This window comes from Paenibacillus chungangensis (assembly GCF_042675905.1).
Taxonomy (GTDB): Bacteria; Bacillota; Bacilli; order Paenibacillales; family Paenibacillaceae; genus Pristimantibacillus; species Pristimantibacillus chungangensis.
The window spans coordinates 779,740-806,661 of the sequence record NZ_JBHTJZ010000005.1 but is presented as its reverse complement, the minus strand read 5'-3'; the positions used below and the strand labels follow the sequence as shown (position 1 = coordinate 806,661).

The 26,922-nt window shown below is 51.8% G+C and carries 29 protein-coding genes; 8 read left to right on the top strand and 21 right to left on the bottom strand.

Annotated features, from left to right (window positions below):
* The first annotated feature begins 62 nt into the window (after positions 1 to 62).
* The 3 genes from ACFQ2I_RS06275 (at position 63) to ACFQ2I_RS06265 (ending at position 2,322) form a co-directional block, all read left to right on the top strand.
* Positions 63 to 866, top strand: a complete 804-nt coding sequence (locus ACFQ2I_RS06275; RefSeq protein ID WP_377562833.1) for a helix-turn-helix domain-containing protein — start codon at positions 63 to 65, stop codon at positions 864 to 866.
* Positions 867 to 1,223: 357 nt separating this feature from the next.
* Complete coding sequence (locus tag ACFQ2I_RS06270) at positions 1,224 to 1,853, top strand: iron-containing redox enzyme family protein (protein ID WP_377562832.1); 630 nt, start codon at positions 1,224 to 1,226, stop codon at positions 1,851 to 1,853.
* 22 nt (positions 1,854 to 1,875) lie between these two features.
* Positions 1,876 to 2,322: a hypothetical protein gene (locus ACFQ2I_RS06265; protein WP_377562831.1), complete on the top strand. Its 447-nt coding sequence runs from the start codon at positions 1,876 to 1,878 to the stop codon at positions 2,320 to 2,322.
* 79 nt (positions 2,323 to 2,401) lie between these two features.
* Here ACFQ2I_RS06265 and ACFQ2I_RS06260 read toward each other — a convergent pair whose 3' ends face one another.
* Positions 2,402 to 3,370 carry a 2-hydroxyacid dehydrogenase gene (locus ACFQ2I_RS06260; protein ID WP_377562830.1) on the bottom strand — a complete coding sequence of 323 codons (969 nt, stop codon included), beginning with the start codon at positions 3,368 to 3,370 and terminating at the stop codon, positions 2,402 to 2,404.
* Between the two features lie 140 nt (positions 3,371 to 3,510).
* Between ACFQ2I_RS06260 and ACFQ2I_RS06255 the strand changes: the two genes are divergently transcribed.
* Entirely contained in the window at positions 3,511 to 3,657 is a 147-nt protein-coding gene (locus ACFQ2I_RS06255; protein ID WP_262675802.1) for a hypothetical protein, read from the top strand.
* A gap of 101 nt (positions 3,658 to 3,758) precedes the next feature.
* Here the strand turns inward: ACFQ2I_RS06255 and ACFQ2I_RS06250 are convergent, their stop codons facing one another.
* From ACFQ2I_RS06250 to ACFQ2I_RS06215, 8 genes are all read right to left on the bottom strand, one after another.
* Entirely contained in the window at positions 3,759 to 5,594 is a 1,836-nt protein-coding gene (locus ACFQ2I_RS06250; protein ID WP_377562829.1) for a polysaccharide deacetylase family protein, read from the bottom strand.
* Between the two features lie 10 nt (positions 5,595 to 5,604).
* A complete protein-coding gene (locus tag ACFQ2I_RS06245; protein WP_377562828.1) occupies positions 5,605 to 7,035 on the bottom strand; it encodes an MBOAT family O-acyltransferase in 1,431 nt (476 codons plus the stop codon).
* A 65-nt stretch (positions 7,036 to 7,100) separates the two neighbouring features.
* Complete coding sequence (locus ACFQ2I_RS06240; protein ID WP_377562827.1) at positions 7,101 to 7,526, bottom strand: GNAT family N-acetyltransferase; 426 nt, start codon at positions 7,524 to 7,526, stop codon at positions 7,101 to 7,103.
* A gap of 41 nt (positions 7,527 to 7,567) precedes the next feature.
* Entirely contained in the window at positions 7,568 to 8,446 is an 879-nt protein-coding gene (locus ACFQ2I_RS06235) for a radical SAM/SPASM domain-containing protein (protein WP_377562826.1), read from the bottom strand.
* Positions 8,433 to 8,873 carry a thiol-disulfide oxidoreductase DCC family protein gene (locus ACFQ2I_RS06230; protein ID WP_377562825.1) on the bottom strand — a complete coding sequence of 147 codons (441 nt, stop codon included), beginning with the start codon at positions 8,871 to 8,873 and terminating at the stop codon, positions 8,433 to 8,435. The genes ACFQ2I_RS06235 and ACFQ2I_RS06230 overlap by 14 nt, the downstream gene beginning before the upstream one ends.
* A gap of 122 nt (positions 8,874 to 8,995) precedes the next feature.
* Entirely contained in the window at positions 8,996 to 9,217 is a 222-nt protein-coding gene (locus tag ACFQ2I_RS06225; RefSeq protein ID WP_377562824.1) for a cold-inducible protein YdjO-related protein, read from the bottom strand.
* 63 nt (positions 9,218 to 9,280) lie between these two features.
* Positions 9,281 to 10,354, bottom strand: coding sequence for a lactonase family protein (locus tag ACFQ2I_RS06220; RefSeq protein WP_377562823.1), 1,074 nt, complete (start codon positions 10,352 to 10,354; stop codon positions 9,281 to 9,283).
* A 33-nt stretch (positions 10,355 to 10,387) separates the two neighbouring features.
* Positions 10,388 to 11,104, bottom strand: a complete 717-nt coding sequence (locus tag ACFQ2I_RS06215; RefSeq protein WP_377562821.1) for a DsbA family oxidoreductase — start codon at positions 11,102 to 11,104, stop codon at positions 10,388 to 10,390.
* Between the two features lie 193 nt (positions 11,105 to 11,297).
* On the opposite strand from ACFQ2I_RS06215, the gene xerS reads away from it, so the two are divergent.
* Positions 11,298 to 12,389, top strand: coding sequence for a tyrosine recombinase XerS (xerS, locus tag ACFQ2I_RS06210; RefSeq protein WP_377562820.1), 1,092 nt, complete (start codon positions 11,298 to 11,300; stop codon positions 12,387 to 12,389).
* A gap of 30 nt (positions 12,390 to 12,419) precedes the next feature.
* On the opposite strand, the gene ACFQ2I_RS06205 is transcribed toward xerS, so the two are convergent.
* On the bottom strand, positions 12,420 to 12,944 hold the full coding sequence (locus ACFQ2I_RS06205) for an ADP-heptose synthase (RefSeq protein WP_377562819.1): 525 nt from the start codon (positions 12,942 to 12,944) through the stop codon (positions 12,420 to 12,422).
* Between the two features lie 104 nt (positions 12,945 to 13,048).
* Here ACFQ2I_RS06205 and ACFQ2I_RS06200 point away from each other — a divergent pair, with 104 nt between their 5' ends.
* Entirely contained in the window at positions 13,049 to 14,032 is a 984-nt protein-coding gene (locus ACFQ2I_RS06200; RefSeq protein ID WP_377562818.1) for a YpdA family putative bacillithiol disulfide reductase, read from the top strand.
* 61 nt (positions 14,033 to 14,093) lie between these two features.
* On the opposite strand, the gene ACFQ2I_RS06195 is transcribed toward ACFQ2I_RS06200, so the two are convergent.
* The 7 genes from ACFQ2I_RS06195 to ACFQ2I_RS06165 all read right to left on the bottom strand — a co-directional run bounded on the left by ACFQ2I_RS06195 (position 14,094) and on the right by ACFQ2I_RS06165 (position 21,769).
* The gene (locus tag ACFQ2I_RS06195; protein ID WP_377562816.1) at positions 14,094 to 15,434 is read right to left on the bottom strand and encodes a DUF4129 domain-containing protein; all 1,341 of its coding nucleotides are present in this window, start codon (positions 15,432 to 15,434) and stop codon (positions 14,094 to 14,096) included.
* A complete protein-coding gene (locus tag ACFQ2I_RS06190) occupies positions 15,431 to 16,549 on the bottom strand; it encodes a DUF58 domain-containing protein (RefSeq protein ID WP_377562815.1) in 1,119 nt (372 codons plus the stop codon). The genes ACFQ2I_RS06195 and ACFQ2I_RS06190 overlap by 4 nt, the downstream gene beginning before the upstream one ends.
* A gap of 14 nt (positions 16,550 to 16,563) precedes the next feature.
* The gene (locus tag ACFQ2I_RS06185) at positions 16,564 to 17,523 is read right to left on the bottom strand and encodes an AAA family ATPase (RefSeq protein WP_377562814.1); all 960 of its coding nucleotides are present in this window, start codon (positions 17,521 to 17,523) and stop codon (positions 16,564 to 16,566) included.
* A 21-nt stretch (positions 17,524 to 17,544) separates the two neighbouring features.
* The gene (locus ACFQ2I_RS06180) at positions 17,545 to 18,474 is read right to left on the bottom strand and encodes a polysaccharide deacetylase family protein (protein WP_377562812.1); all 930 of its coding nucleotides are present in this window, start codon (positions 18,472 to 18,474) and stop codon (positions 17,545 to 17,547) included.
* 221 nt (positions 18,475 to 18,695) lie between these two features.
* On the bottom strand, positions 18,696 to 20,270 hold the full coding sequence (locus ACFQ2I_RS06175; RefSeq protein WP_377562811.1) for an APC family permease: 1,575 nt from the start codon (positions 20,268 to 20,270) through the stop codon (positions 18,696 to 18,698).
* Between the two features lie 92 nt (positions 20,271 to 20,362).
* Positions 20,363 to 20,974: a DUF3298 and DUF4163 domain-containing protein gene (locus ACFQ2I_RS06170; RefSeq protein ID WP_377562810.1), complete on the bottom strand. Its 612-nt coding sequence runs from the start codon at positions 20,972 to 20,974 to the stop codon at positions 20,363 to 20,365.
* 63 nt (positions 20,975 to 21,037) lie between these two features.
* The gene (locus ACFQ2I_RS06165; protein ID WP_377562809.1) at positions 21,038 to 21,769 is read right to left on the bottom strand and encodes a phosphonate ABC transporter ATP-binding protein; all 732 of its coding nucleotides are present in this window, start codon (positions 21,767 to 21,769) and stop codon (positions 21,038 to 21,040) included.
* Positions 21,770 to 21,932: 163 nt separating this feature from the next.
* Here ACFQ2I_RS06165 and ACFQ2I_RS06160 point away from each other — a divergent pair, with 163 nt between their 5' ends.
* Positions 21,933 to 22,157 carry a hypothetical protein gene (locus tag ACFQ2I_RS06160; RefSeq protein WP_377562808.1) on the top strand — a complete coding sequence of 75 codons (225 nt, stop codon included), beginning with the start codon at positions 21,933 to 21,935 and terminating at the stop codon, positions 22,155 to 22,157.
* 68 nt (positions 22,158 to 22,225) lie between these two features.
* Here ACFQ2I_RS06160 and ACFQ2I_RS06155 read toward each other — a convergent pair whose 3' ends face one another.
* A complete protein-coding gene (locus ACFQ2I_RS06155) occupies positions 22,226 to 22,363 on the bottom strand; it encodes a hypothetical protein (RefSeq protein WP_262675821.1) in 138 nt (45 codons plus the stop codon).
* 154 nt (positions 22,364 to 22,517) lie between these two features.
* On the opposite strand from ACFQ2I_RS06155, the gene ACFQ2I_RS06150 reads away from it, so the two are divergent.
* Positions 22,518 to 23,255: an HAD family hydrolase gene (locus tag ACFQ2I_RS06150; RefSeq protein ID WP_377562806.1), complete on the top strand. Its 738-nt coding sequence runs from the start codon at positions 22,518 to 22,520 to the stop codon at positions 23,253 to 23,255.
* Here ACFQ2I_RS06150 and ACFQ2I_RS06145 read toward each other — a convergent pair.
* Genes ACFQ2I_RS06145 through ACFQ2I_RS06135 form a run of 3 tightly spaced genes read right to left on the bottom strand, consistent with a single transcriptional unit; the run spans position 23,252 to position 26,905 of the window.
* Positions 23,252 to 25,480 (bottom strand): type IA DNA topoisomerase, encoded by a 2,229-nt coding sequence (locus ACFQ2I_RS06145; RefSeq protein WP_377562805.1) that lies wholly within the window; start codon positions 25,478 to 25,480, stop codon positions 23,252 to 23,254. The genes ACFQ2I_RS06150 and ACFQ2I_RS06145 overlap by 4 nt on opposite strands.
* Before the next feature lie 23 nt (positions 25,481 to 25,503).
* Positions 25,504 to 26,529 (bottom strand): hypothetical protein, encoded by a 1,026-nt coding sequence (locus tag ACFQ2I_RS06140; protein WP_377562803.1) that lies wholly within the window; start codon positions 26,527 to 26,529, stop codon positions 25,504 to 25,506.
* 58 nt (positions 26,530 to 26,587) lie between these two features.
* On the bottom strand, positions 26,588 to 26,905 hold the full coding sequence (locus ACFQ2I_RS06135; protein ID WP_377562801.1) for a hypothetical protein: 318 nt from the start codon (positions 26,903 to 26,905) through the stop codon (positions 26,588 to 26,590).
* Between the last annotated feature and the right edge of the window lie 17 nt (positions 26,906 to 26,922).

The window sequence follows — 26,922 nt, the reverse complement described above, 5'->3', positions numbered from 1 at the left end:
TGAATTATAGTATGATGAGAGAAATATAGTCTTATTGTATTCAGAGAGAAGAGGAACTGATTATGCTATCTATCAACACCATCAACAAGCATCAGGGGATGAACTGGTACGAAGAACAATTCACTACTGACAGTTCATCACTCATGAATCACGCGACATACGCTCAACTTGTCATCATGACTTATGGCAAGTGTCTGTACTGGTTGAATGGGGAGAAGACATTGGCAGAACGAGGTGACTTTCTGTTCATCCCTGCACAACTTTCGTATTACGGCAAAAGTATACCGACTGTCTTTCATGAAAAATATGTCATTCAATTCAATATTGGGCGAACAGATGCTATACCGTTGTTAGCCACTCCCTCTCCTAAAATCTCAAAACCAGGGATATATGAAATGTGCGTGGATCGTCTAAAGATGGTGTGGAAGGAATGGCAAGACGGTACACCATATGCGTCAGCCCGAGTAGAGGCATTCTTGGTGGATACACTGGCCTTATGGAACAGAGAGCTGGATCACAGTTCTTCGTCTTCGATGAAGAGCGATAATCACGTAGTGCGTATGAAACAATACATTGCGAATCACTACCGGAATAAAATTACGAAAATCGAGCTTGGGGATTGTATTGGCAGGAGCCCGAATCATGCAGCATCGTTATTCCGCCAGGGCACCGGCCAGACCATTAGCCAATATATCCATCATACACGTATGCGTACAGCACAATATTTGCTGCGGGAATCACTGCTCAATATAACGGAAATTGCAGAGTATTTGGGCTACAGCGAGGTATCGTATTTCCAGCGGATATTCAAGCGAACGTTCGGTTATCCACCGTCTGTCTCGCTCACGGAGCGAAGCTCCCAATAAGCTATTAAAAAAAGGATGACTTCTCATAGATAGATCATTTGCAGATAAATTTCAGAAAAAGGTTAATTTTTCTTTTTTTATACCGATAAATAATGATGGGTACATTGATGAACTGCTAATAGTTAAATATTGTGAAACTACAAATAAATTTGAATACTGATATTTACATATTACTTTTTCATATTTATGTCGAAGCTTCATAATTTTAGAGTCTAAAGAAGTGAGTCATGTTCCTATTGTTTTTTCAAGTCATGGAGGTGCTTCGACATGTAGGTTATTGGCTTGCGTCACAATCAAATTGCCGGATTAGACATGACTTTCAAAACAGAGCTTACACATATTGGGAGGGAAGTACCTGTGACAACAGCAGTTTATGTTGAACAAATCAATGAAATAATTGAAGGACAATTGAAACATTTGAAAGAGACCAATCCTTTCTTCGTTAAATTTCCACAAAAAGTCCAGCCTTCTGATTTAACGTGGTGTTCGCATCTTTATCATTTGTCGCATCACTTTGCTGAACTGTTGAAAGTGCGTTGGGATCGCTTCCAAGATGCACCGCATGATGTTTTCTCCACTCACTATCAGGAGGAGAAGGACCATCCTGAAATGCTTCGAGAGTTTATGCTAGGCTTGGGGTTGAAAGATCCCGTGCATTCTCGTCCTAGCTATGAGACAGAAAACTTCATCTCGGCATTGTATCGTGCTGCGGCTGTAATGGAGGATAACTTGTCCTTATTGATTATCAACAGTACTGCTGAGAAATTCGCTCACATGATGTATGTACATGTCTTGGAACGGCTTCAAAACTCGGGCATGTCCAATCTAACGTACTGGGAAGTCCATACGGTAGCCGATGAAGAGCATAGTGATGTGTATCATTACCTATCAAATATGAACGAGCAGCAAGTAGAAGAAGCGAAGCACCTCATTAAGTACACGGTATATGCCATTGACCAGATGCAGCGTTCTTGGTTTGCTGAATAATAGTATTGTGGAGGGAATTATTTTGTCTGAAAAAGTAGTTTACTATACTGACAGGGCTAATGCGATAGTTAGTTGGCAGGTTCGCGGAAACATGACGGTAGAAGACGCTATTCAAGCTTCTACCAGCATCAAGGAAGAAGTTGAGCGATTCCCGGAGAAGGAAGTTTCTCTTTTGGTCGATAATCGTTACATGGTTCAGAATGGCAGACCTATTGTTTTTAGCGCTGATGTCACTAAAGTTTGGAACGAATTGCAAATATATCTCATCCCTAAAGTATCGAAAGTCGCAGTTCTATGCAGCTCTATGATGATGAAAATGCAAATGGATCGGGTAGCAAAGGAGTCTGGCCTCATTTCTTCCCTTAAGAGCTTCTATAACAATGATCTTGACGTCTCTGCTAAAGAAGCTTATGCGTTCTTAGGAACAACACATAATAAGCTTATTGACGAGAAGTTCCCGGTTTCTTAGTTATTAGTATAATTTGTATCATTTTTGCATGACCAAAAAAAGCCGATGCAGTATCTTCTCCAACTGCATCGGCTTTTCCTTATTTAAAATCCGGGACCATATACTTGGGGGCGGAGCCTAGCAGCACGCATACCAGATCCCTCGCCGTTACCATGGCCATCTCACGTCGCGTCTTCGTCGTTGCCGATCCCAGATGCGGCAACAGCAGCACATTGTCAAGCTTCGTCAACGGAGAATCCGCCGGCAGCGGCTCCTGTTGGAATACATCCAGTCCAGCGCCCGCGATATTGCCGTTCTGAAGCGTTTCAATCAGCGCTTCTTCATCTACAGTCGCTCCGCGCGATACGTTAATGAAATAGGCGTCACGCTTCATCAGGCCGAACTCCCGTCTGCCGATCATGCCTTCCGTCTCCGGCGTCAGCGGTGTCAATAACACGATGAAGTCGGATGTAGCCAACAGCTCATCCAATGAAATATACTTCACCCCAAGGAACTCCTCCGTATTCAGCTTGCGCGAGCGATTGTAATACTGTACGTCCATGCCGAAGCCTAACGCCGCCCGACGAGCAACCGCTTCGCCGATCCTTCCCATCCCGATGATGCCTAGCCGGCGGGAATGCACGTCCATGCCGAACAGATTCTCGCCGTCTCCACGCTGCCACTTTCCTTCGCGCACATAGCGATCCAGCTCCGCTACCCGACGCGCGACACCCAGCATCAAGGCAAAGGTCAGGTCGGCCACCGTCTCGTCAAGCACATAAGGCGTATGAGTTCCCACAACGCCATGCCGCTTCATCGCCTCAATATCCAGATGGTTATACCCTACGCTCATGGAGCTGACCGCCTTCAGTGAAGGCGCTGCGGCAAGCAGCGGTTCATCGATGCGTCTGCCCGCCGTGAAGTATCCGTCGGCTTCCGCCAATGCTTCATGCAATAGCTCGCGCGGAATCGTATCTTCTCCTCTCCAGATGTCGACTGTGCAGTGTTCTTTCAAGTAAGCTTCCGCTTCCTCCGGTATCGGCCTGTCTACAAATACATGTGGTCGCATTCGCCGTCTCTCCTTCCAATGATAACGTTCACATTATAACACATCTTGCCTGACTACCTTTACCTCCATAAAGGACCGATTACCTGCACATACTATGCTTGTCCCTAAGGTGATGACTTTATAGAGATGGAGGTTATTGTATGGGTCGCCATAAACACAAGTCCATGGCAAGCAGAAACTTTGCTTATGAAGCCGGCTCGCTTCATGCCGAGAACAATGTAGCTGCATCTTCTTCCAGGAATCGAAACCAGAAAGGGCATACCCCGAACAACCCCTCTACAGGTTAATCGGGACCGGACTAGCCCGGTACAATACGGCTGAAACCGGAAGGAAGATGCCATGTCATGTCATTCCGATGCCATGGCGCATCTCCTTCCAGTTCCTGCAATTATTGTACTGCAAGCTTTCCAATGAGCACATCGCTCGGCACTTCCGGGCTTCCGTTAATTCGCCTTAGCTCGAATAGACTGTCGGGATCGCCTTTTACTACCTGGCTAATGCCGGAATGCGTCGTTAATGTCATCCGATAGCCCATATCCTTTAGAATCTGTTCCGATAGATGAGTGTAATAGCCGAACGGATACGTGTACACATTCACTTCACTGCCTACGCGATTTTCAATTATTTGTTGCATCTTGCTTGCGTCCCCGATGAAAGCCCGGCTGTACTCGCCATTGCTCTCCCCGTCCATTTGGAGCACGCCATTTCGCTTGCCTGCCTCTTCTCCAGCGGTTTCGTGCATGTCGAAGGAGTGATTCTGAATTTCGATGACGCCGGAATCCGCCATCTCCTTCGCCTGATCCCAAGTAAAGTGCGGATAGAAGTTTTTGCCCGGTATACGATGTTCCTCCCGGCCGACTGACCAGCCGATTACGGATATAGTCGCTTTCAGTCCAAGCTCCTTCAAGACAGGATATGCATATTCATAATTGCTGTAGTAACCGTCATCGAACGTGATGGCTACGGGATTGTCCGGCAGTTCTCCTTTGCCGTCTACATAATCGATCAGCTCGCCAAGGTGCACCGCGTTGTATCCGGCCGCCTTCAGCTCCTCCATGTCGCTTCTGAATTTCGCAGGCGGTGTGATCAGGGAATTGGGCTCGAAGGGGTCATCGTCAATGTGATGGTAGACGAGTATGGGAATACTTACCGCATCGCCTCCCGCTATCGATGGCGGTGTGAACACAGCCTCGGCGTGCTCCTTGACGTTCTCCTTCGTCGTATAATGCCCGAACCCGGCAGGCACATATACATCGGGGTCCTTGAATATATAGCCCAGCATCATCTCCCCGAGTGTGTTCCGGTAGTGCATCGTATCGTAATAATAGCGCGGATCGCCGCTAACCGGCGTATAGCCGGAGAAATCCCAGAAGTCGGTTACTTCCGCTATCATACTCCAATAGGTTTTCAGATCGTCCATGTTATAGCTGAGCAGCTCTTGCTCATAGGTGGCTCCTGTAATCAGCAAGAATGTCGTGCCGCGAGATTCGGCGTATTGCTTCATCTCCTCCAGCGCCTTCACATTTTGCTCCATCGCGACCGCTTCAAGTCTGCCGAATGGCTTGAATGCTTCCCGATTAGCGTTCACGAATGCCTCCAGATTGTCCACCGGCTCCGCATCTCGCTTCACCTTGTTATAGACGCCCGTCTCCGGCACGAACTGGGAGTAGGCGAAGTCATCCGCCAGCCGCTTGGCATAGCCTTCCAGCTTCGCGTAGCCGTAAGAAGGATTCAGCTTCAGATAATCCCAATAGAACTTCGCCTTCGATTCGCCGGACACCTTCGCATGCAACGATTGCTTGAAGTCCGTCGGCTTCTCGTTGAAATGGCTGATTTCCTGCAGGCTCATGTGCAGCACAATATGCTTCGGGGCGTATTCATCGACCAGATAATACAGTGTTTTCTCATAATCGTGGAAGTCCCCGCCATACATCAGCATGCTGTAGAAGCTGGCTCCGTCTCCGTAATAAGCGTTGAGACGCTCCGGCGACAGGGAACTGGACTTGGAGCCGCCGATAATATAGGCGTTATACTCGTCGTGACGCTGCTCCAGATAGCCGATTTTCGCCACACGCGGATTGTTCACCATATTGTAGGAATGCCACTTCAGCACCCGGTCCCCGAACACGCCGAACGGATCTACGACGATATTGAAGCCCGCGAGCAGACCGAAGACGAGTGCCAGTGACACAATAAATGCCATTAACCATTTGCGCAACTTCATCACTTACACCTCAGAACTGGAAATATAAAAACTTGGATACGGAAGTCATCTGCGCAAGCGACAGACCCAGCAGCAGTGCGGATACAAAGGCGTGTCTGTACCGCGGCACAAAGTTCTCCGTCAGCTGTCCGGAATTCGGCGCGAAGAAGGAAAAGCCCATGCCGACGAGCAGCAAAGCGATCAGATAAGCGTGATTGGCTGCGAATGCGCCCAGCGCCCTGCCTGCTTCTGCAACGGTCATGCCTGCGAAGTCGTCCATGCTGAACATCATGCCTATAACTGTCCAGGCTTCCGATGCGCTATCCGATACGAACAGAATTCTCGTTCCAATCACCCCTGCGAAGGTCAGTCCCCAGGCCAGGAACAACGGCAGCTTCCACTTGCGGCGATACATGACATGGGCCATACAGACGAATATCCCGTTAATAATGCCCCACAGTACGAATTGCCAACCCGCACCGTGCCAGAAGCCGGAGACAAAGAACGTCATCATGACGGAGAAATAGAAATTAAAGCTGCCGCTGCCCTTCCGGTAGAAGCTTCTGAAGATATAGTCCGATAAAAACTTCGATAATGTCATATGCCATCTCTGCCAATACTCCCGGAAGTTACGGGCGCGGTACGGCGAATTGAAGTTGTGTGGCAGTCGAATATTGAACAGAAGCGCCAGCCCGATCGCCATGTCTGCGTATCCGGACAGATCGAAATAATAGGAGATCGTATAGCCCAGGGAAGCCAGCCATGCGCTGAACATGTCTCCGGCCCCAACATTGCTGTAGAAGTCGGAGGCGTATAATGTGAGCGGATCGGCGAGCATGATTTTCTTGGCGCAGCCCATAGCGAACAAATACGTGCCGAGCATGAAATTAACCGCATTGAACCGCATCAGCTTCCGGTCCTGGTATTGCGGGATCACATCGCCATGATGAACGATCGGCCCGACGATCAGTTGCGGGAAGAACGTAATGAACAGCAGAAAGTCGATAATCGGCGTTTCCTTCGTACGCTCCCGGTAGCAATCCACCAAGTAGGCGATGAGCTGGAACGTATAGAACGATATGCCGAGCGGCAACGCAATCTGCAGCAAGCCATACGCTCCGCCTGTTACCAGGTTGATGTTCTCAATGACAAAGTTCGCATACTTGTAATATCCCAGAAAGCCTACATTCAGCAGCAAGCCTGCCACTAGCAGCGTTCGTTTGCGCCAGACGGCCTTCCGTCTGGCGGCACGAACGATCAGACTGCCGATCGCGAAGTTAATCAGAATATCGGCGATGAACAGCAGGACGAAGCTGCCGCTTCCCTGCGCATAGAAGTAGATAGACGCCATCACCAGCCACAGTTTGGCCGCTTGATGGAAGCGAAGCTCGCTGAGCAGCCGGTAGCCGAAGAAGGTAATCGGCAGGAATATAAAAATAAACGTATAAGTTGAAAAGATCACATCGCAAGCCTTCTTTCATTCGTATGCCTTCAAAACGTGACGACTTGCAGTCCAAACTCACCGCATTACAGCGATTTGGTCATCGTGACATGCGGGATGCCTTCCTCCATGAACTCCCCGGAGACCGTGCTGTATCCCAGCCGTCTATAGAATCCTTCCGCGCTTCGCTGAGCGTTCAGCTTCAATCCGGTCGCACCTTGCTCCTGCGCGATGCTCTCCAGCTCCAGCATGATCGCCTTCCCCGCGCCTGACTTCCGGCACTCTGCAAGCACACATATCCGCTCCAGCTTCGCCATACCATCCAGCATCCTCATTCTCCCCGTCGCTACGGGCCTCTCTTGATAATAGGCCAATACATGAAGTGCTGACGGATCGTGCTCGTCCATCTCCCGCTCCACCGGCACGCCTTGCTCCTCTACGAATACATGTGTGCGTATCGCGAAGGCTGCATCCAGTCCGGCCTTGTCCCTAATTCGTTCTGTCTTCAGCATGTTGTCCTTGCTCCTCTCCTGCATCTCTCTAACTTGAACGATTACGTGCCGAAGCGCTGGCGGTATCCGCACTTGCGGCAGAGCTCCTCTACCGCTTCTCTTCTGGAGAAGCCGTCGTACAGCTGCACCGCTCGCTCTCCATCCAGGATGTCCTTCAAGCTCCGTTCATGGATATTGCCCAGATTAATCACCCCTTCGCCATCCAGACAGCACGGGATAACCGTACCGTCGATCAGTACGCCGGCCTGATTGCGAAGTGCATGGCAGAACCCCTTCCCGTCGTCCTCCGGCGCGTGCAAATCCGGCCACTGGAACTCGGGATCCATATTCAAATAAATACGCTCGGCAATTTTCACTCCCGTACCGGGCTTGAACTTCTCTTCAATCTCATATTCCAGCCCAAAAGCGCGCTCAATCATTCCCAAAAGCTCCCGATTACGATTGCGCTGCACGTTTGTCCCGTTGTCCATGTCCAAATTCCATAGCCGGAAGGAAACAATTACTTTACTCTCCGTGACAGCCTCTTGTACAAATGCCAATATATCGGCCAAGTAACCCGCTTTGTCACTGGAGCCGGGATGACCGTCAAAGCTATGCAATGAGAAGTTGATTTGACGCAGCGCAGGTTTGCCAAGCAGCTTCTCCCTATTTTTTCGAATGAGCGTGCCGTTCGTCGTAATATTCACCTTGAAGCCTTTTTCATGGCTCATATCAAGCAGACTATCCAGCTTGGGATGAAGCAGCGGCTCCCCTTTCACGTGAAAGTACACATAATCGGTGTACGGCTTAGCTTCATCGAGCGTCCTGGCAAACTGCTCCAATGAAATGAAGCCTTTCGCCCGTTGCGTCGGGGGACAAAATGTGCAGGATAGGTTACAAATGCTAGTCGTTTCTATATAAAATTTTTTAAATTTCTTCATTCCCGAGACCGTCCTCTACAAATCGTGCTAATACATGCGGCGACGGAAGCAGACATACTTCTGAACCGCCGAACCACCGATAACGGTTACGTGCGACATACCGATACACAGCGTTGCGCAACGGCGGTGGAACAAGCAATAGCGGGTATAACAGCCGCCACGCTCCTCCCACTTGCCAGAGCACGCGCAAGACTGCCCCTGATTCCTTATAATACGTCCCGTTCTTGGAATAAAGAAAGGAATCCGTATAAGCAAGCGTCAAGCCCGCCGCTTCCTGATGGGCTCTTCCGGCCTTCGATTGAAGGGCGGCGAAGCGGATTGACGCTTTCCGGTCATGCTTTACCAGGAAGCGGGTCAATCCGTGGCACAGGTGACATTTCCCATCAATGATAACAACTGCCCGCTTCATTTCCTCTGACTCTCTCATTCGCTCTCCCCGTTTCCAAGCCACTCTGCCACTTTCATCTTATCATAGGAGACATCTCGATTGCACATTTCTAAGACATAGGTAGACAAAAGCTCTGACCATAGGCCAGAGCTCCTTGTTTGTTAGAAGGCATCGTTTTTAGGCTGCCGTGGCTGACGAGGTACTTTGTTCTTCACCGCTGGAAGATGTCGCATGCTGCGATGCATCGGTCCCCGGCAGATCGGGCACAACTGCTCGCCAGTTGTGAATTCCTCTCTTATCCAAGCCTTGCATTCACTATTTTTACATTTCCATATCTTAGTCGGTATTACATCTAGTTTGCTGTCGTTGCTCTTCGTTGTCACTTGTTACCTGATTCCTTTCTTGTAAAACGGATTTCGCAATCATAATATGTTCTTCTGTCATTCCTACAAGTAAACGGGAATGACGCATACCGGCTTCGATACTTGCGCCTCATGTTCCGCCAGGGCAAGCAAGCCTGTCTCTTTATTAACGGCATACACGACTATATTGTTGCTGTCCCGATTGGCCGTAAGCAGATGGTCGCCGTTAGGCGTCAAAGCAAAGTGACGTGGATGACCGCCGCCCGATGAAATATGCTGAATGGTCGTCAGTCTTCCGCTTTCTCCGTCTACCGCGAACACGACGATGCTGTCATGACCCCGATTGGATCCGTACACGAAGCGACCGTCTCGTGAGACGGCGATCTCCGCCGTTCCATTCTCTCCGCTGTACCCCTCCGGCAAAGTGCTTATGGTCTGAATCACAGACAATTCGCCCTTCTCGCTGTCATATGTCATCACCGATACGGTAGAATCCAGCTCGTTGATGACGTAAGCTTGCTTCCCGCTGGGGTGGAATGCCAAGTGGCGCGGTCCTGCGCCGCCTTGCAGCTCCAACTCCCCATGCTTGGACAACGTTCCGCGGGATTGATTCACGCGATAGGATATAATCCGATCCAGCCCCAAATCCTGAACGAACAAATACTGCCCGTCAAGGCTGTAGAAGCTGGAATGGGGATGCGGAGCCTGCTGGCGTTCCGGATCCACACTGCGCCCTTCATGCTGCTTTACATCCTGAAGCTCTCCGATCGAGCCGTCCTCCTGCAGTCCGATCAAGCCTACCAGCCCGCCGTGATAGCTCGTTACCGTTAAGTATGAACCGTTACTTTGGATATGGCATAGCGTAGCATCGACGTTGCGCTTACGGTTGATCAGCTCTAAGTCGCCCTGCCGCTTATCTATCCGGAATGCCGCGCACTCACCGACGCGCTTGCCGCTTTCATCCACAGTCTCGGAGATGGCGTAGAGCAGCTCGCGCTCCGCATCCACATGAAGAAATGTAGGGTTTTTCAACTCTGCATAATGGCCCTTCTCTTCCATCGTTCCCGTATCCTCATGGAATACATATACCGTCACCCCTTGCTCGCCTTGCTCGGCATACGCACCGCAAAATACGTATAGCTGTTGTTGCTGGGACATAACCGCCCCCTCCTGTTCAATCATGATATGATTTCAGTCATTCGATGGCGCGCACCAGCCGTCCTTGCAGACTCCTGCCTCGCCGTCGCCCTCCAGACTCGTGAATGGAGAATGCTGTCCCTCTTCCCATGCCTTCGTTATCGCCTCCAGGAAGTCGGCAGGCGGTCTCGCGCCAGATATGGCATATTTGCGATCAATGACGAAGTAAGGTACTCCGCTAATATGGAGATCCCTTGCTTCCTGCTCCTGAGCCCGAACCTCTTCCTTATACGCATCGGACTCCAGCATGGCCTTCACGGCATCCGGATCAAGTCCGCACTCCGCTGCCAGCTCGGTCAGCCGCTTCGAATCGCCAATATTGTCGGCATCTATGAAGTAAGTCTTGAACAAGCGTTCCGCCACCTTCGCTCCGGCACCTTGCGTTGCGGCATATTGCGACAGACGGTGCGCATCAAAGGTATTCTGAACCGTTGTATCGTCCAGCCGGTAGGCCAGTCCGACAGCAGCTGCCTGCGCAGTCACGTTAGCGGTCATTCCCTTTACTTGCTCTAGACTCATGCCGTATTTCCGAACCAGCATTTCATGCGTGCTGGCGCCGGCTTGCGTATCCGCCGCAGGATCGAGCTCGAAGCTCATATACTTGACTTCGATTTGCTCGCGGTATGGGAACTGCTCCAGCGCAGTCTCCAGATTTCGTTTGCCGATGTAACAGAACGGACATACGTAGTCCGACCAAATCTCGATTTTCATAACGTGCACCCCCTACAGTTCAACTCCGTTAATCATTATACCATGAACATGCCTTCAGTTTGAATTCTCTTTCATAACAGCCCATTTCACTAAGAAAATATAGCTGTAGACAGCCGTATCCATTGTTCCCGGATGCACCAATTGGTACAATACGAATAGAGAAACTTTACAGGTAGGAGGCTAGTTCACAAAGATGAACATTCTGAAGCAGAAGGACCGGGAGGAACTGGAAGCAAGACTGCCGCGCATGCCATGGTACGTCGAGCAGTTCGTCCAATACAAGCTGCCGGATCTGTCGCCTGCCTCATTGGTGGAATATATGAGAGACTATGAGACGTTCCTTCGCTGGCTAATGGCGGAAGGCTTGACGGAAGCGAAGAATATTCGGGATGTGAAGCTGGAAGAGCTGGAGCAGCTGAAGATGGAGAGCGTTGACGGCTTCCGCATGTTTCTCACGACATACAAAGAGGAGCGCAACAGCAAAACGACCGTCACCCGCAAGCTGTCTTCATTACGATCCTTGTTCCATTATTTGAGCCAGATCGCCGAGGACGACGACTTCTACCCGCTTCTGAAGCGGAATGTGATGGCGAAGGTGGCGATCAAGCGGACGCACAAGCCGAAGGATACGGCTGCGAAGCTGGAGGGCAAGCTGCTGCAAGAAGAGGAAATTGCGGAATTCCTTCATTATATCAAGCGTCATTACGGAGAGGAGATTGCCAGCAACAAGCAGGCGCTTTATGCTTATGAGCGGAACCGGACTCGCGACGCATGCATCGTCAGCCTTATTCTTCATTCCGGGCTTCGCGTCTCGGAGCTGGTCAATCTGAATCTGGACGATCTGGATGTGAAGAAGAAGCTGATCTATGTATATCGAAAGGGGAAGAACGACGATGATTTCAAAACGCCCGTCTACTTCAGGCAAGATGCGATAGACGATCTGAAGGCGTACGTCGAGCTTAGAGATATGCGATATAATCCGCCCCGGCGCGAGAAAGCGCTGTTCCTGGCCATTGCGAACGGGAAGAGCGATGGCTCGCGAATGACGAAACGAGCCATTCAGGCAATGGTGCTGAAGTATGCCAAGCGGTTCGGCAAGCCGTACTTGTCCGTCCATAAGCTGCGGCATTCCTTCGCTACCGATTATTACCTGCAGAACGACATATATAAGACACAGGAACAGCTCGGCCACGCATCGCCGGAGACGACGCAGATCTATGCGCATCTGACGGACAAGACGATGGCCGAGGCGATCGACCGCAGAAGCGGGAATGACGCTCGCTAGTAACGGGCAGCAATTCTCCGCCCTGTCGACCTACATCTGTTCCAGATCGCCCGGGGCAATGCCCTCTTCCACCGCGAATTCGAAATCTTCGATATCGTAAACCTGCACGGGCACTTCCGCTTCGATCAGTTTATCCTGGAATTCGAACTGATCCGTCAAGAGCGGCGTGCCGAGCTTTAATGCCGTTAGAATCAGTTCCGTTTCGATAGGATCGAACAATTCGCCGTATTGAGCTGTGTCCATCGTATTGACGATCGTGAATTGTATGCGGTCGTTCAGAAGCAGCGGCGAGCTTTCCCGCCACGGCGCCTGGAGCGCTTTTTCTATTTTTTTGCGATTAAGCGGATCTTCGAAGAATAAAATAAGCTGGTGGATTTGCGCCTTCACATGCCCGTCGTCTTCTGGATTGTCCATAACGGGATCGTTGCCGTCTCTCATCTCATACAGCTCAGAAATGGAAGAATAAGGTACTATAAAATCCACAGGATGGACGGGTACGAGCAGATGTCCGTAGGTCGCTACCATCACTGCTTCAATGACAAAACGTCGATGCACGAATCTCTCCTCCTGCATTCAGTCTACTAGCATCATTAATTATACAGCAATTCAATGCTTGTACAAGCTTATTGCCAGAACCTTTCTTACTGGAGGACTCAATTATGAATATGGAACATACGATCATTATCGGGGCAGGGCCATGTGGCATAGCTGCAGCAATCGAGCTTCAGCGGCACGGTGTCAGCCCTCTCGTCATCGAGAAGCGGAATATTGTACATGCTATCTCGCAATACCCCACCTATATGCAATTTTTCAGTACGTCCGAGCTCCTGGAGATTGGAGACATTCCCTTCACCACAGCGAATGACAAGCCGACGCGGCTGGAGGCGCTGAACTACTATCGAACCGTCGCGCAGCGGTATAAGCTACGTATCGCGCCTTACGTGACGATAACGAATATCCGGCGAACAGATGAAGGATTCCAATTGCAGGGACATGATCGCTTCCAGGAAGAGGAGCTGACCTATGCCTGCCGTCATGTCGTCATCGCGACCGGCTACTTCGATTCGCCCAACATGCTCGGTATTCCGGGCGAAGCTTCCGAGAAGGTCAGCCACTTCTTCCGCGAAGCTCACCCTTATGCCGGCATGAAGGTCGCGATTATCGGCGGAAGCAACTCCAGCATCGACGCCGCATTGGAGCTGGAGCGCGTAGGGGCGGATGTGACCGTCGTCTATCGCAGAAGCCAGTACTCCTCCAGCATCAAGCCTTGGGTGCGCCCCATCTTCGAGGGCAAGGTTGCCAAAGGCGCCATCACGATGCTGTTCGACTCTACCGTGACGGAAATACATTCCCGTCACATCGTTGTACAAGGTCCGGACGGCAACAGAGAATTGCCTAACGATTTCGTGCTGGCTTTGACGGGCTTCCATCCGGACCGCGGCTTCTTATCGTCGGCCGGCGTGACAATGGAAGCGGAAGGCTATCCTACCTTTGCCGAGAATACGATGGAGACCAATGTCCCGGGCATCTATCTGGCTGGCGTCGTCGCTTCTCGTCATGAAGCGAATGAGATCTTTATCGAGACGGGACGCTTCCATGGGCGCAAGATTGTACAACATATGATCGAAGCAGGACGACTATAATACGACATATCAATAAAGCCTTGCCGATGAGAGCTCAGATCAGCGTCTCCCATCGGCAAGGTTATTTGTCACGTCCGTTGCTTTCCTCCAGTATCGCTTTATGACGCGCAATGTCGGCGTCTTTCGGTTGATGTCCGCCGTAACGGGCATTCTCGTAAGTCGTCATCATGTCGTCCAGCGCCGGCTTGCTCCATTGCTTGTCTCCTTGCGACCGTGTTAGGTCTGCTGCCATTTCGCGGGGAGTCAAGTGCCCCCCAGGTTCATACCCTTTCCCCGCTGCCTTGCGAACGAGTTGCTTATAGAGATAGCGAATCCGCTCCGCGTTGCTTCCCAGCGACTCCCAGGAAGGCTCCTTCACCGGGCTTCTCTTACTCTTCCATATCGCTTTCCACCGCTTCAAGAACGGCTGCTCCTCCGTCAGACTTTCCACTTCGTCTGTATAAGCCGCTTCCGCACTGCTCAGTAGCCTCTCTCTCTGCATCAGCTTCGCGGCCAATCGCTTCCATAGGCGATATAACCCTCTCAAGCCGAAGTAGACAAGAATGATTGCGATGGCTGCAATGATCGCTATAGCGATGACCTTGAACGCCTGCTCCAGCAATTGCATCAGCTTGGACGGCTCGCCGCTCTCCAGCGGCGGCATCCCGCCTGGCTGCTGCGCCACAGCCTCCTCTTGGACGGGCGGCTCTTGCTTCTCCCTGTTCATCCAGTCCAGCACTTGCTGAAGCATGCGTTCCGCAGTTTCCTTTATCCATTGCAGGATGCGGTGCAGGAACGACAGCAGGAGCAAGGTGACTCCGAGCGCTGCGAGCAGCATTCGGTTCCTCCGTCTGGCATCGACATAAGCCGGTGATCGAGAGCCGTCATCCACAGTCTCTCGAGACAACAGCCGTTCGTTCGCGATGAATAGGAACAAAATTGTGGAAGTGATGCCGCCTGCGATTAACGGCGTATGATAGTTCGCCAGGTCGTCTGGCCGGAATGCGCTTATTGCAAGCGCTGAAGCATACATCGCCAGTCCCGTCAGCATATGCTTGCTCTGGAAGCTGCTGGGCCAGTTGCGAATGTACAGCGCGATTCCCTGATAAGCGACATATATGCTTACCGGGGCGCAGACAGCAAGCTGCAATAGCGAAGGAGACGGCAACAGCAAGTATAATACCGCCACAGAATATGCGGATCCCATCAAGCATGCAAGCAACCCATGCATCCCCTTGCGAATCGACTCTTTCCCTAACAACAATAGCGTAGGAAGCGTATAACTGCCCAACAACGCTGCATACCAGATCATGCCTTGGGAGTCCGGCAGCAGGTAAGCGGATGCAATGACAGCCAATGGAAACAAAAACAAAAGCTCGGCGACTCCTCGCAGCACCGTACCGGCAAGACGCTTCATCCTCATGCGCTTTGCCCCTCCCTCTCCTTGTCGCTGCTTCCTTCCTTCATGCGCAGCTCCCATATTGCAACCGCATTGCCGCTAAGCCGCAACCGCTGCGCCTCTGCCTCCAGCTCGTCATTCCAGTAAGAAGAGATGATCAGTATGTCGCGATCGCGATAGCCTTCTTCCGCTCCCCGACGCAGCAGCATAGGGAAGGGCTCCGTCCGCTCCAGGCGCAGCTTCGCCATTGCTTCGAGGATCATATACAGCTGTTCATGTCCGCCCGACGGCTCGATTGTAACACTGTTCGTTTCTCCCTCCAGCGGCATATTGGTTGAGAAGCCGGCTTCCATCCCCGCTGCAATCGCGCAGTTGACTGCTCCAGCCGCCCATTCGATGCCGTATTCAATAAGTTCGACGTCCGATACGCTGCGCCACATGCCTTCTCCATCATCCACATTGAGATAGACAAGCAAGCGTCGGTCCGCGGTATAGTCATATTGATGCACCTGCAGGCTGCCTGCACGCGCTGTCGCCTTCCAATTCACCATCTTGTAGCTGTCGCCGGCTTGGTAGGGTCTTGCTCCCGCGATAACGAACGGGTCCGGCACGATGAAGCGCCTAACCGTGACATCGCCTTGCCAGCTGTGTTGAGGCAGCTGCCCCATATCGACATCGGCGGGACGGGGGTAGACGATCAGCTCGCTGCTTAGGGGAAGTTGCTTGACGCTTCGGCCGATGTCGAGCAGATCGCCGCTCGTTAGCGATACTGTATGAAGACGGTACCATCCCCGCCGTTGCGGCGTAATCCAATGCGTACGTGTTATTTTGGACTGCGGCTTCAGACTGAAGAAGCTCTTATGATTCTGATAATGGCTGCCGCTGCTTACTGCGAAGTTATCTCCTGTACGGAACCGCAGATGGGCGGACAACTGAGACTCTGCCGACACCCAAGGTACGGGAAGCCACTTCCTGTTCGCCAGCTGTTCGATCAGAGTCATCTCTTCCCCCCTGAAGCAGGTGTTCCTGCTGAAGCGTCTCGAATAGCTCACTTTTCGCAATGCGAAGCGCTGATAGATCATTTTTTGCGCTAGAAGCAGCACCGCTGTCATGACCAGGAACCAGAGAAAGATCAACATGTTGGTCTCACCACCTATCGTACCGCGATATCCGCTTCCGTAGGCACCTCAGTGGAAGCAAGAATGTCATGAATAATTTCCTCGGCGCGATTTCTTCCCTTATGCATCCCCCGCAGCAACAGTCTGTGAGCAAGCACCGGCTTCGCCATTGCCTTCACGTCATCGGGCGTGACGAAGTCTCTGCCCCGAAGCGCAGCATACGCTTGCGCCGCGCGTAGCAGGGCACCGCTGGCTCGCGGACTTGCTCCGATGGCGACATCGTCGCGCTCTCGGGTTCGCTCCACGATCCGCAAGATGTAACCAAGCAGGTCATCCGTTGCCTTAACAGCGGGATAAGCGCGCTGTGCAGCTTCGATGTCCGCCTTACTCGCAACTGCCTCCAGCTGCTCCAGAGGGCTTGTCCCCATGAATCGCTTTAGCAACTGAAGTCCTTCAGCCGTTGAGGGATAACCCATATTCACTTTGAATAGAAAGCGATCCAGCTGCGCCTCCGGAAGCGGGAACGTCCCGCCTTGCTCGACCGGATTTTGCGTTGCGATTACCATGAACGGCTGCTCCAATATCATGGTCTCACCATCGATACTCACCTGACGCTCTTCCATGCACTCCAGCAAGCTGGATTGCGTCCTCGGCGTGGCGCGATTAATCTCGTCCGCCAGCAATATGTTCGCGAACAGTGGACCCGGACGGAATTGGAAGTCGCCTTCCTTCTGGTTGTAGAAGTGAATACCGCTCAAATCCGAAGGAAGCAGATCAGGCGTGAACTGAATACGTTTGAACTGCAAGGACAGCGACCTTGCCATGGATTTGGCGAGCATCGTCTTGCCGGTTCCCGGAACATCCTCCAGCAGCACGTGGCCGGAGGTGATTAACCCGATTAATAATAGCTCGATAACATCTGCTTTTCCGACGATAACCTTCCCAATGTTTTGCTTCACCCTCGTTGCCAGATTGTCAATAGCGTGCAATGGCATGGCAAGTGGCACTCCTTTCGATTACGATTGGCTCGATTTCTTGGTGCGCTGCTGCAACGACTGAAGCTCGCTCCACTTGATTAGACGAATTCCTTCCTTCTGTAGCACCTTTTTAATATCTTCATCCATGAACAGCCGATGCTCCATTCCCCGTTTCTCCGGCTCCCTGTGGAATGACCTCAGCTCATCTGTCACCTTTGAAGGGTGAATGATCAACTCCGTCACACCGGCATGAAGGTTGCCGAGGAGAGCGATCATCTCGCCCTTCAATGCGTCATACGTTTCTCCATCTCCCAGTGCGAACGGCAAGCCGACCAGATAATCCAGAATGACGACCCCTTTTGCATCCGCAAGCGCAGCCACCTGTCTCGCCTGCTCCTGCATATCGGGCGGGGCGATACTGCCGTTCTCCTGGAGAACATAACGCGGCAAGCGGAACGGCAAGCCGTATTCGGCGCATACATCCAGCACATCGGCGAGGAAATGGCGCCCCGTCTGCAAGCCGTATAGACTTCCCATGTGATTGTCCGCATGCGTCGGGCTCATGCCGAGGGATATCGCCATCTCAATCTGGTTCTTCATCTCCTGCTTCAACTGAGCCGTATCTGCTGTCTCTTCCACGCTTCGGCTATCGCTTGGGAAATATCCTTCCGCCGTTACCAGCGACGATACATCGCCCGTTCGCGTCACCGGTCCCCAGCGATAAGGGCCCCATTCGCTCGTAAAGGTCAGGTGAACGCCTACATCATATTGTGGGTGATGCGCACTCCACTTTGCAGCTTCATACGCCCATGCGCAAGGCATCATGACCGTGGCCGAGCTGACCGCCCCTAGCACCAGCATCTCTTGCACGGCTACATTGACAGAATGACATAGCCCGTAATCATCGGCATTGACAAGCAGCAGTCGATCTTCGGCATGGTAACCCAATCTTTCAGCTAAATGACTCATGGCTCATTACTCCTTCGCTATTGCATCGGTTAATAGAACCGCACTGCATCTATTATAAACATGTAAGGCAGATGTTGGCAAAATGAATACACATTTCAAACGATTATGACCGATTATATTCGACAGAATTATCAGACAATTAATAGTTGCAGTGTCGAATGTATTAACTTTCTGTTGCTTATTGCGCTTCCCCGGGAAATGATTGTGGGCAATACGTACGTTCATTTCCCGCGCCGCTTCCTTCGCAGCTGCATCCGCAGCCGTCGCGCCGTCAACCAAGAGACGGCGATCAGCAATATTCCCGTTGCAGGGCCAATGGGATCCAGCAGGATGGAAGCAAGCAGAACAGTTGCTGCGATCCAGCATATTGCGATATGCCTCACCGGGCCGCTCCAGCTTCCCAGATGCCACGGACCGTCATTTCCCTTCGCGCCTTGTCGCCTCCAGGCGCGACATGAGAGCGCAATGCCGTACGCACCGAGCAGACATACGGTTGCAATGGACGTTAGCGGAAGCAGAACAGCTCGTTCATAGAGTGACTGCAGGACGGCCATTACAATTATTACTGTTGCGGCGCACGCCCATATCGCATACAACGGCAGCGCGCTACGCAGCGAGACAATAGCCAGCTTCTGTCCGATGGGAAATATACCGTCTCGTGCCATGCTGAATAGCGCTCTAGCGCTAGCGGTGAGGGATGAATAGCAGCTAAGCCACAACGCCACAAGTATAAGCGGCAACCACCAGCCTCTCCCCCGCTCTGAACCGACAGTATCCAGAAATACTTCCGAACCGCCGAAGCCTTGGTCTAACGGCATGTCTCCGCCTGGATTCCATAACAGTGACAGGAAGAACAGCAACACACCGACTAGCAAGCTGCTGTACGCGACGGATAGAAAAATCGCCCACGGCACATGAACGCGGGGCTCTATGCATTCCTCAGCGCCCAGTCCGGAGCCGTCCATCCCGAGGAACAGAAGCAGCAATAGCAGTGAACCGGTCAGAAAGGTAGACATCGTCACATTCCCTGTCAACGCGGCATCGTTCCATTGATACAAGATGGCAGGCGAGTACTCCCCCGGCCAGAACAGGAAGACGAGGCTAGCGAGCATGGCGGATGCTGCAAGCACTTGAAGCGATACGCCTGCTGACAGAAGCCAACGCAGGGACCTTGATGCGACTTGCTGCACCGTAGCCAAGGAAGTCGTTACGAGCAGGTAACAGATCCAGTAGCTGACGCTTGTCGCCGTGAACGAGAAGCGGGCAGCCAAGTAATCATTCGCCAAATAAGCGAAGGCCCCTGCCAGCAGAGTCAGCTTGGCGATATGTCCCATCAGCAGCAACAAGCCAGTCGCCGACGCTGCTCTCTCTCCGCCGGAAGCATAAGCGGCATGGTAGACGCCTCCAGCAGTAGGTGTCTCGGAAGCCAGCTCGGCGAGCGTTGCGCCAAGAGCTATCGACAGCAACGCCACCACAGGCAAGCCGTATCCGATGACAGACAACCCGCCGGTTCCGATAGAAGGTCCATACACGATGACGGCAGTGCCGAGGAAGGCCATTGTGTTGAAGGACAACCCCATTGAAGAAACGGTTCGCAATTGTCTGCGCAATATGCCTATCATGCCGTATTGGCTTAATTCATTCCTGTCCTGCAGCAGCTGGGTTTCCACTCCGAAACGAAGCATACTCTGATAAGTAGGATGGCGCGCTACCGCCATGCTCCCTCTGACCGCAATAACAATAATGAAAAGAAAAAGAGCAGCATGCAACAAAAAACCGACAAGCGCGCTTGCCATATTCGTCCCACCCCCATACTAAATGTATGAGATTGGTCAGGAAGGCATGCTTCATTACGTCGCTGTAACGCCGGCGAGGTATTCATTCTTCATTAATCATTCATCAGCATAGGCCCAAGCGGCCCGTCTTCATCGATAATATCCTGAAGCTCATATACCGATATAGGAAAGTAAAGAAAGCCATACACGTAAGGGGCAATCTCATACAGCTGAAAATAGATGATCAGCGATCGGTCGGCGATATAGAAGCTCTGGTCCGGCGAGATGGATTGGAAAGGCTCGAACGTGGGTATGCCTCTCTCCCGGATCTGCTTCCCTACAATCGCGCTAATGGTGTCCACATACGGACTGTTCGGCTTGAACAAATCCTTCAGCTCGTATGGCTCGCCCGTCGATTGCTTGAACGTCAAGGACTTCTGAAGCGTCATGCCGTGCGCACCGCCTGTATAGGCATAATTATACAACGACAGGCTAAGCACATTTTTCTCATTCGTCTTCAATTCGTAGTACCCCTGCATCTCCGCTCTTGGGTCGGCCAGACTGCCTTGCTCATGCACCAATCGTTCCACTTCGGACCTTATCGCTTCATTTATTTTGCTGACGCCCTCTGTGCTTGGTCCATGCAGGACCTGCGGGAACAGAAGCTCCGCTTTCGGCAATGCCGTTCTAGCCGTCTGAATGACGGATGGGGGTTGGAATGCCATAGGTAGCACCTCGATCTCATAGGATGCTATATTCTATGCGGCATTTCGCTTATCTCATTCCGTTCACTGCTCCAGCAGCAGCTTCTCGCGTTGTGTCAGACGACGTCCGTACACATCCAGCACCAGCTCTCCTCCATTGAGTCCCAATATCCGGTCGGCGTACCGCTCCGCCCATTCCCCTTGATGAAGTACAGCGATCACAATGATGCCCTGCTCCTTGCACAGCGACTTCAGCTCGCCTAGTACAGCGTCTGCCGCATGCGGGTCCAGACCGGATACCGGTTCGTCAGCTACCAGCACTTTGGCGCCATGAACTAGCGCTCTGGCAATTGCCATCCGCTGTCGCTCGCCGCCGCTCAGATTTTTCGCTTTTGTATGCGCTTTATCCAATAGACCGCGCTTCTCAATCAGATCCATTGCGCCCATATAATCATCGTTCCTCATCATGCCTGTCCATCTGCGCCAAGCCGGAGTATGACCGACTGCTCCAATAATGACGTTCTTCAGTCCCGTCTTCTCCGGGTACAGGAATGGCTTCTCCTCCAGATAAGCGACCTGGCGCTTATGCTGCAGCTTGGCCATGAACCCTTCCTTCAGCACATCCTTGCCGTCCACCATATAATGGCCGGAAGTCCAGTCCTCCTGCAGCGCCAAGCATTTGAGCAGCATTGATTTACCGCTTCCGCTCCCGCCCATTACTGCAATGAAGTCGCCTTCGAAGGCGTCGAAGGTAATATCTTTTAGTATTTTGGGCCCTCCCGGGATTCGTTTCGTTAATTTTTGTATTCGTAGCATAAGCCGCTCCCTTTCCGTTCATCCTATGTACATCCACATTCTATAAATCTAGTTTACGGCAAAAAAATAACTCTTTCCACCCGAACAAACGTTTGGTATAATATTAATGAGAACTAGTGTTCTATTGTTTCCAATAAATTGTTCAAAAGGAGGCAAGATCACCATGAACAACAAATGCGTAAACTTTCGATATATTCAGAAGGTGAGGCCCTATCGCGATTTAACGTTTAAATTCTACAACGACGGGAGACTGGTCATCCTAGACAACGTCAGCGAGGAGGTGATCTTGCCCAAAGATTTGAAGGGAGACTGCAGAGAATTCTACGTCCACAAGCGCATCCTCTTCATCAAGAACAAGCTGGTCGCCTCCCAATTAAAGTACGCTTAATTGCCATTCAGGAAGGAGAGAATCCAATCAAAGGGATTCTCTCCTCTCTTCATGGAACCATGTCATGGCTACGGCAACTGCTTGTTGATGCCGTTCAGGCTAGGCGGCCGCTTGGCGAATTTGTCCAACTTCGACGTAATGGCCTCCTCGCGCAGGCTGGAATGGTTCTGCTGGTTGTGAATGCGTTGGCTTTTATGGAATGGCATGCTCTTCACCTCCATTATCATTATTAGCCTATATAGGGGCTCAGTATGTAACGTCCCTTCCGTCCTCGATAGATCTCTGAACATTGACTTGCTGCAGACAATTGCGGTAGATTGGTCATACGAATGATGGGATGGTGGAGGAGGGGAACCAATAATGACAAAACAACAAATTATGTTTGATCTGGACGATACGCTCATCTATTGCAACAAATACTTCTTCTATGTCATTGAACAATTCGCCGACTTACTGACGGAATGGTTCGCACATACGGGACTTGTAACGAAAGAAGAAATCAGAGATTATCAGATGGGACGGGATACAGCGCTCATAAGCGTCAGCGGCTTCAAGAGCGAGCACTTCCCGCAATCGTTCATCGATACCTATATTCATTTCTGCGACTTGACGGGCAGAGCACGCCATAAGAAGGAGCAAGAGCTGCTATGGAAGATGGGAATGGACGTCTACGAGCATGAGACAGAACCATACCCTTACATGGAGGAGACGCTGGATAAGCTTGCTGAAGCGGGTCATGGATTGCATCTGTATACGGGCGGCGAATCGCCTATTCAGCGACGCAAGATCGAGGCGATGGGATTGGAGAAGTATTTCGGCTCCAATATCTATATCCGCCAACAGAAAAATATCGAAGCATTGGAAGGTATACTTTCCAAGGGGAAATTCCAGAGGGACCACACGTGGATGATTGGTAACTCCATCCGCACAGACGTGGTGCCCGCACTGACTGCGGGCATTCACGCCATCCATATGCAGACGAAGCTGGAGTGGCACTACAATGTCGTCGGCATTGACGTCGCTCCGAAGGGGGCGTTCTTCACACTGGAGCTACTGAAGCAGGTGCCTGAAGCGATTCATCAATACCTTAATCGTTAGACCTCGATCTGCAACGCTCCGCTTTCTGCGCTGCGCAAGAGGAGTCTCCCCTGAACGGCAGAACCGTCCGGTTGAATCAGCTTAAGCTTCGCGGTCTTGCCCTTCTCGATCAGAGCCTTCACTTGCAAATCCGTCAACTGACGGCCGAACGCTTCCTTCCAGATCACGAAGGTGCAGCCTTCGCGATAATGCGAACAGCCGTACCCTTTTTTCCCCATGAAGATGGAACCTCCGCAGCCTAGACGGGGACATGCCGCCACGACTGCCGGCTTTCCGTCACCGGAAGCGGCTGCTTTGCCAGCGACAGCTCCTCCGCTGACGCTGCCGGCACTCTTCTTGCTGCGGACTTCGCTCTTTCCTCTGGCGGGCTTCTCAGGCTGCTGGAACGCTGCTATATTCGCCCGCTGCTGGCGGGACACTTTCTCTACGATCATCGTGGCGAATTTCTTCACATTCGTCATGAATTGCTCGTCCGAAGCGCTGCCTCGCGCAATCTCATTCAAGCGCCGCTCCCACATGCCGGTCATCTCCGGAGAAGTCAACAGCTCGACACCAGCGCTGCGAATCAATTCGATAGCCGTTCTCCCCTTCGAAGTCAGAAGTATTTTTTTGCCCTGCATTCCAATGTATCCGACTTTCTTAAGTCTTTCGATCGTAGCCGCACGCGTTGCGGGAGTGCCCAGGCCGGAATCCTTCATGGCATCCTTCAGGTCTTCGTCTTCAATGTTTTTTCCCGCGCTTTCCATTGCCTTCAGCAGCGTGCCTTCCGTATACGCCTTCGGAGGCTGCGTCTCCTTCTCCTTCACTGCCGCTTCCTTACAAGTGACAAGCTCATTCTCCCGCAATGCGAACGATTCGCTGATTTCCAGCTCCTCTTCGTCCTCTTGCTCCCCCTTCTTGCCGCGCGGCTTGCTCTTATCCTGCTGGTCTGCGTAGATCGCTTTCCAGCCGGGCTCGATCAGCTGCTTCAGAGAAGTCTTGAACAGTTCCCCTTCTACCTCTGTCATCGCCGTATGGGACTTGTATTGTGCGGCAGGATAGAATTGTGACAGGAACCGACGAACAACCATATCGTAGAGCTTGCTTTCGTCCTGGGACAAGCCGGAAGCTTTGCGCTTGGTCGGCAATATAGCGTGATGATCCTCCACTTTCGCAGAATTGCATATATACTTATTGCCTTTATGGACGAGACCGCGGTTCGCTCCCTTCACCCACTCCCCATAAGCTGTGCCAGCGAGCGAAGACAATGCAGCATGCATCTCCGGTATATTCTGCTCCGTGACGAAGTTGGAGTTCGTTCTGGGATAAGTGATCACCTTATGCTTCTCGTACAGCGACTGCGCAAGATCAAGCGTCTTCTTCGCTGGAAATCCGAGCTTCGCGTTCGCCTCGCGCTGCAGAAGCGTCAAGTCATAGAGCTTGAATGGATATTCCTTCACATCCTTGACCTCATAGGAGACGACAGTGCCGGGCTTGCCCTGCACCTTCTCCGCCAGCTTGCCTGCACGCTCTGCATCCTGCAGCCTCTCTCCTTGCCAGATCCCTCTGTATGTAATCAATTCCGTCTCGAATTGAGCTTCCAGCACATAATAAGTCAAGGAGTTGAACGCTTCAATCTCCTTCTGGCGGTCGTAGACGAGCGCAAGCACAGGCGTCTGCACTCTGCCGACAGACAGCAGCACGTTATGTCTCGTCGTGAACGCTCGCGAGCCGTTCATGCCGATCAGCCAGTCCGCCTCGCTGCGCGCTGATGCCGCTTTGGTCAGATTGTCGTATTCCGCACCGTCCTTCAGTTCCCTGAATCCGCGCTGGATCGTCTCCGCTGTCAAGTCGGAGATCCATAACCGCTGAACGGGCTGCGTCAACTTCAGATATCTCTGGATAAGCGAGAAGATATACTGCCCTTCCCTCCCCGCATCGCAAGCATTGATGAGCTTGCCGCAGCGCTTCGCTAGACTCTTGATGACCGTTAACTGATCCTTCGTCTTCCGATTCGCAATTAGCTTGAACGCATCGGGTATAATCGGCAAATGAGACAAGCTCCACTTTTTATATTTATCGTCATAAGCGTCTGGCTCTGCAAGGCCAACCAGGTGGCCAATCGCCCACGTTATGATGTATTGTTCGCCTTCCAGATATGTTCTGTTGTTCTTCGCACGAGGCTCGATCGCCGCCGCAATATTGCGTCCCATATCCGGCTTCTCGGCAATAATCAATGTCTTCAATATACACTTCGCTCCCTTAGCTGTTATGGGCTGACCTCATCATGGGGCTTCTCCATATAAGCCATCATAGATCGGAGTATGGAGGATACGCCCTTCGACCAATTGGGATCTTCAGCATATTCGCGGTTGATCCATGCGATGGGGTCCGTATGCTTCGGCTTGTCCTTGCTCAATCGCACAATCGTCCGGGATGCAATCTCTGCCGACTCCTTTATCGATGTATTGAACTGTTGCCAGCTATGAAATACATTGAAGGGGTTATTCGCAATCTCCTCTGCCCGTTCATGCGAACGCGGCACGAATGCCTGCTCTTGTCCGGTAACTGCGAACAGCAGCAACGGATGAATATTGAACTGCTCCGCAGCGGCGATAATGGGGTCCATATACTCCGGATCAGCAAGCATCGAGTTTCGCTTCTTCAGGAAAGCGGCCAGCCTTTCTTCATCCACCGGTGTGTATTGCAATTCCGAGGGCAATTCATTCACAGCCCTTTGCACGGCATGCTCGATCTGATGCTGCTCGGTCGTCGACTGTAATAATGCAGGAGCAGACGGCGATTCATTCAACGACCATCCATACATCAGAACTGCGGATAGCAGACTAAGACTGAGCGCGCCATACAGTAACAATCGCTTTCGTCTTATACCAGATATCACCACGCTTGCCCCGTGCAACGGGATATCCTCGGCAATAGCGGAATTGGCAGTCTCCATGCATGCTCCAGCCATAGACGACCTGTTCATCCATCGTCGCAATGGAGCCGCAATCTCTTCATCCTGCTGGTCAAGCGTCCGACACAGCTCCAGGATGTCACTTCTGGAGACGGGGCGCAGTTGTTCCAGCACGGTCGTTCGTATTAAGGTTGCTGTCATTCGTTGGCGGACATCCGCTTTGAATTCAGGCAAGCCCCGATAGATGATGCGCTTGATCGCATCGGCTACAATTTCCGCCCGCTTCTCCTGTGGAGCAGCGGCATACTTGGCGTGTACATAGCTTCGAATTCGATTGACATCCTTGTCCGTAAGCACATAGGCATTGTCGGCGTTCATGACATGCTTCCTCTCCCCTACACGTCATCTCACATCGATTCTACCACAACCTTCCTGCTTAATGTTCAGCAACATTTGCAACTTGCCTTTGAATACCTTCACTAGATACATATGTTGCAATCTGTTCTTTCTCCCCTACTGTGAATCCGTACTCGCAGTCACAGTCTTCATCCTGCGGCACCATCTGTACAATCGTGCCATCGTGCGTACAGATGACCAGAATCGTGAAGTGGATCAAATCATCGGGCGCAGGCGTCGCTTCAGCCAGCTCCGGCTGCAGCACAATATCGATCCATTGCCCGTCTCGGCGCTCAACTCGGGGTGTAAAGCCGAGGAATTCCAATTCCGTGATGCGGTCTAATCCGTATTTAATCACATTAATCCCCCCTAATC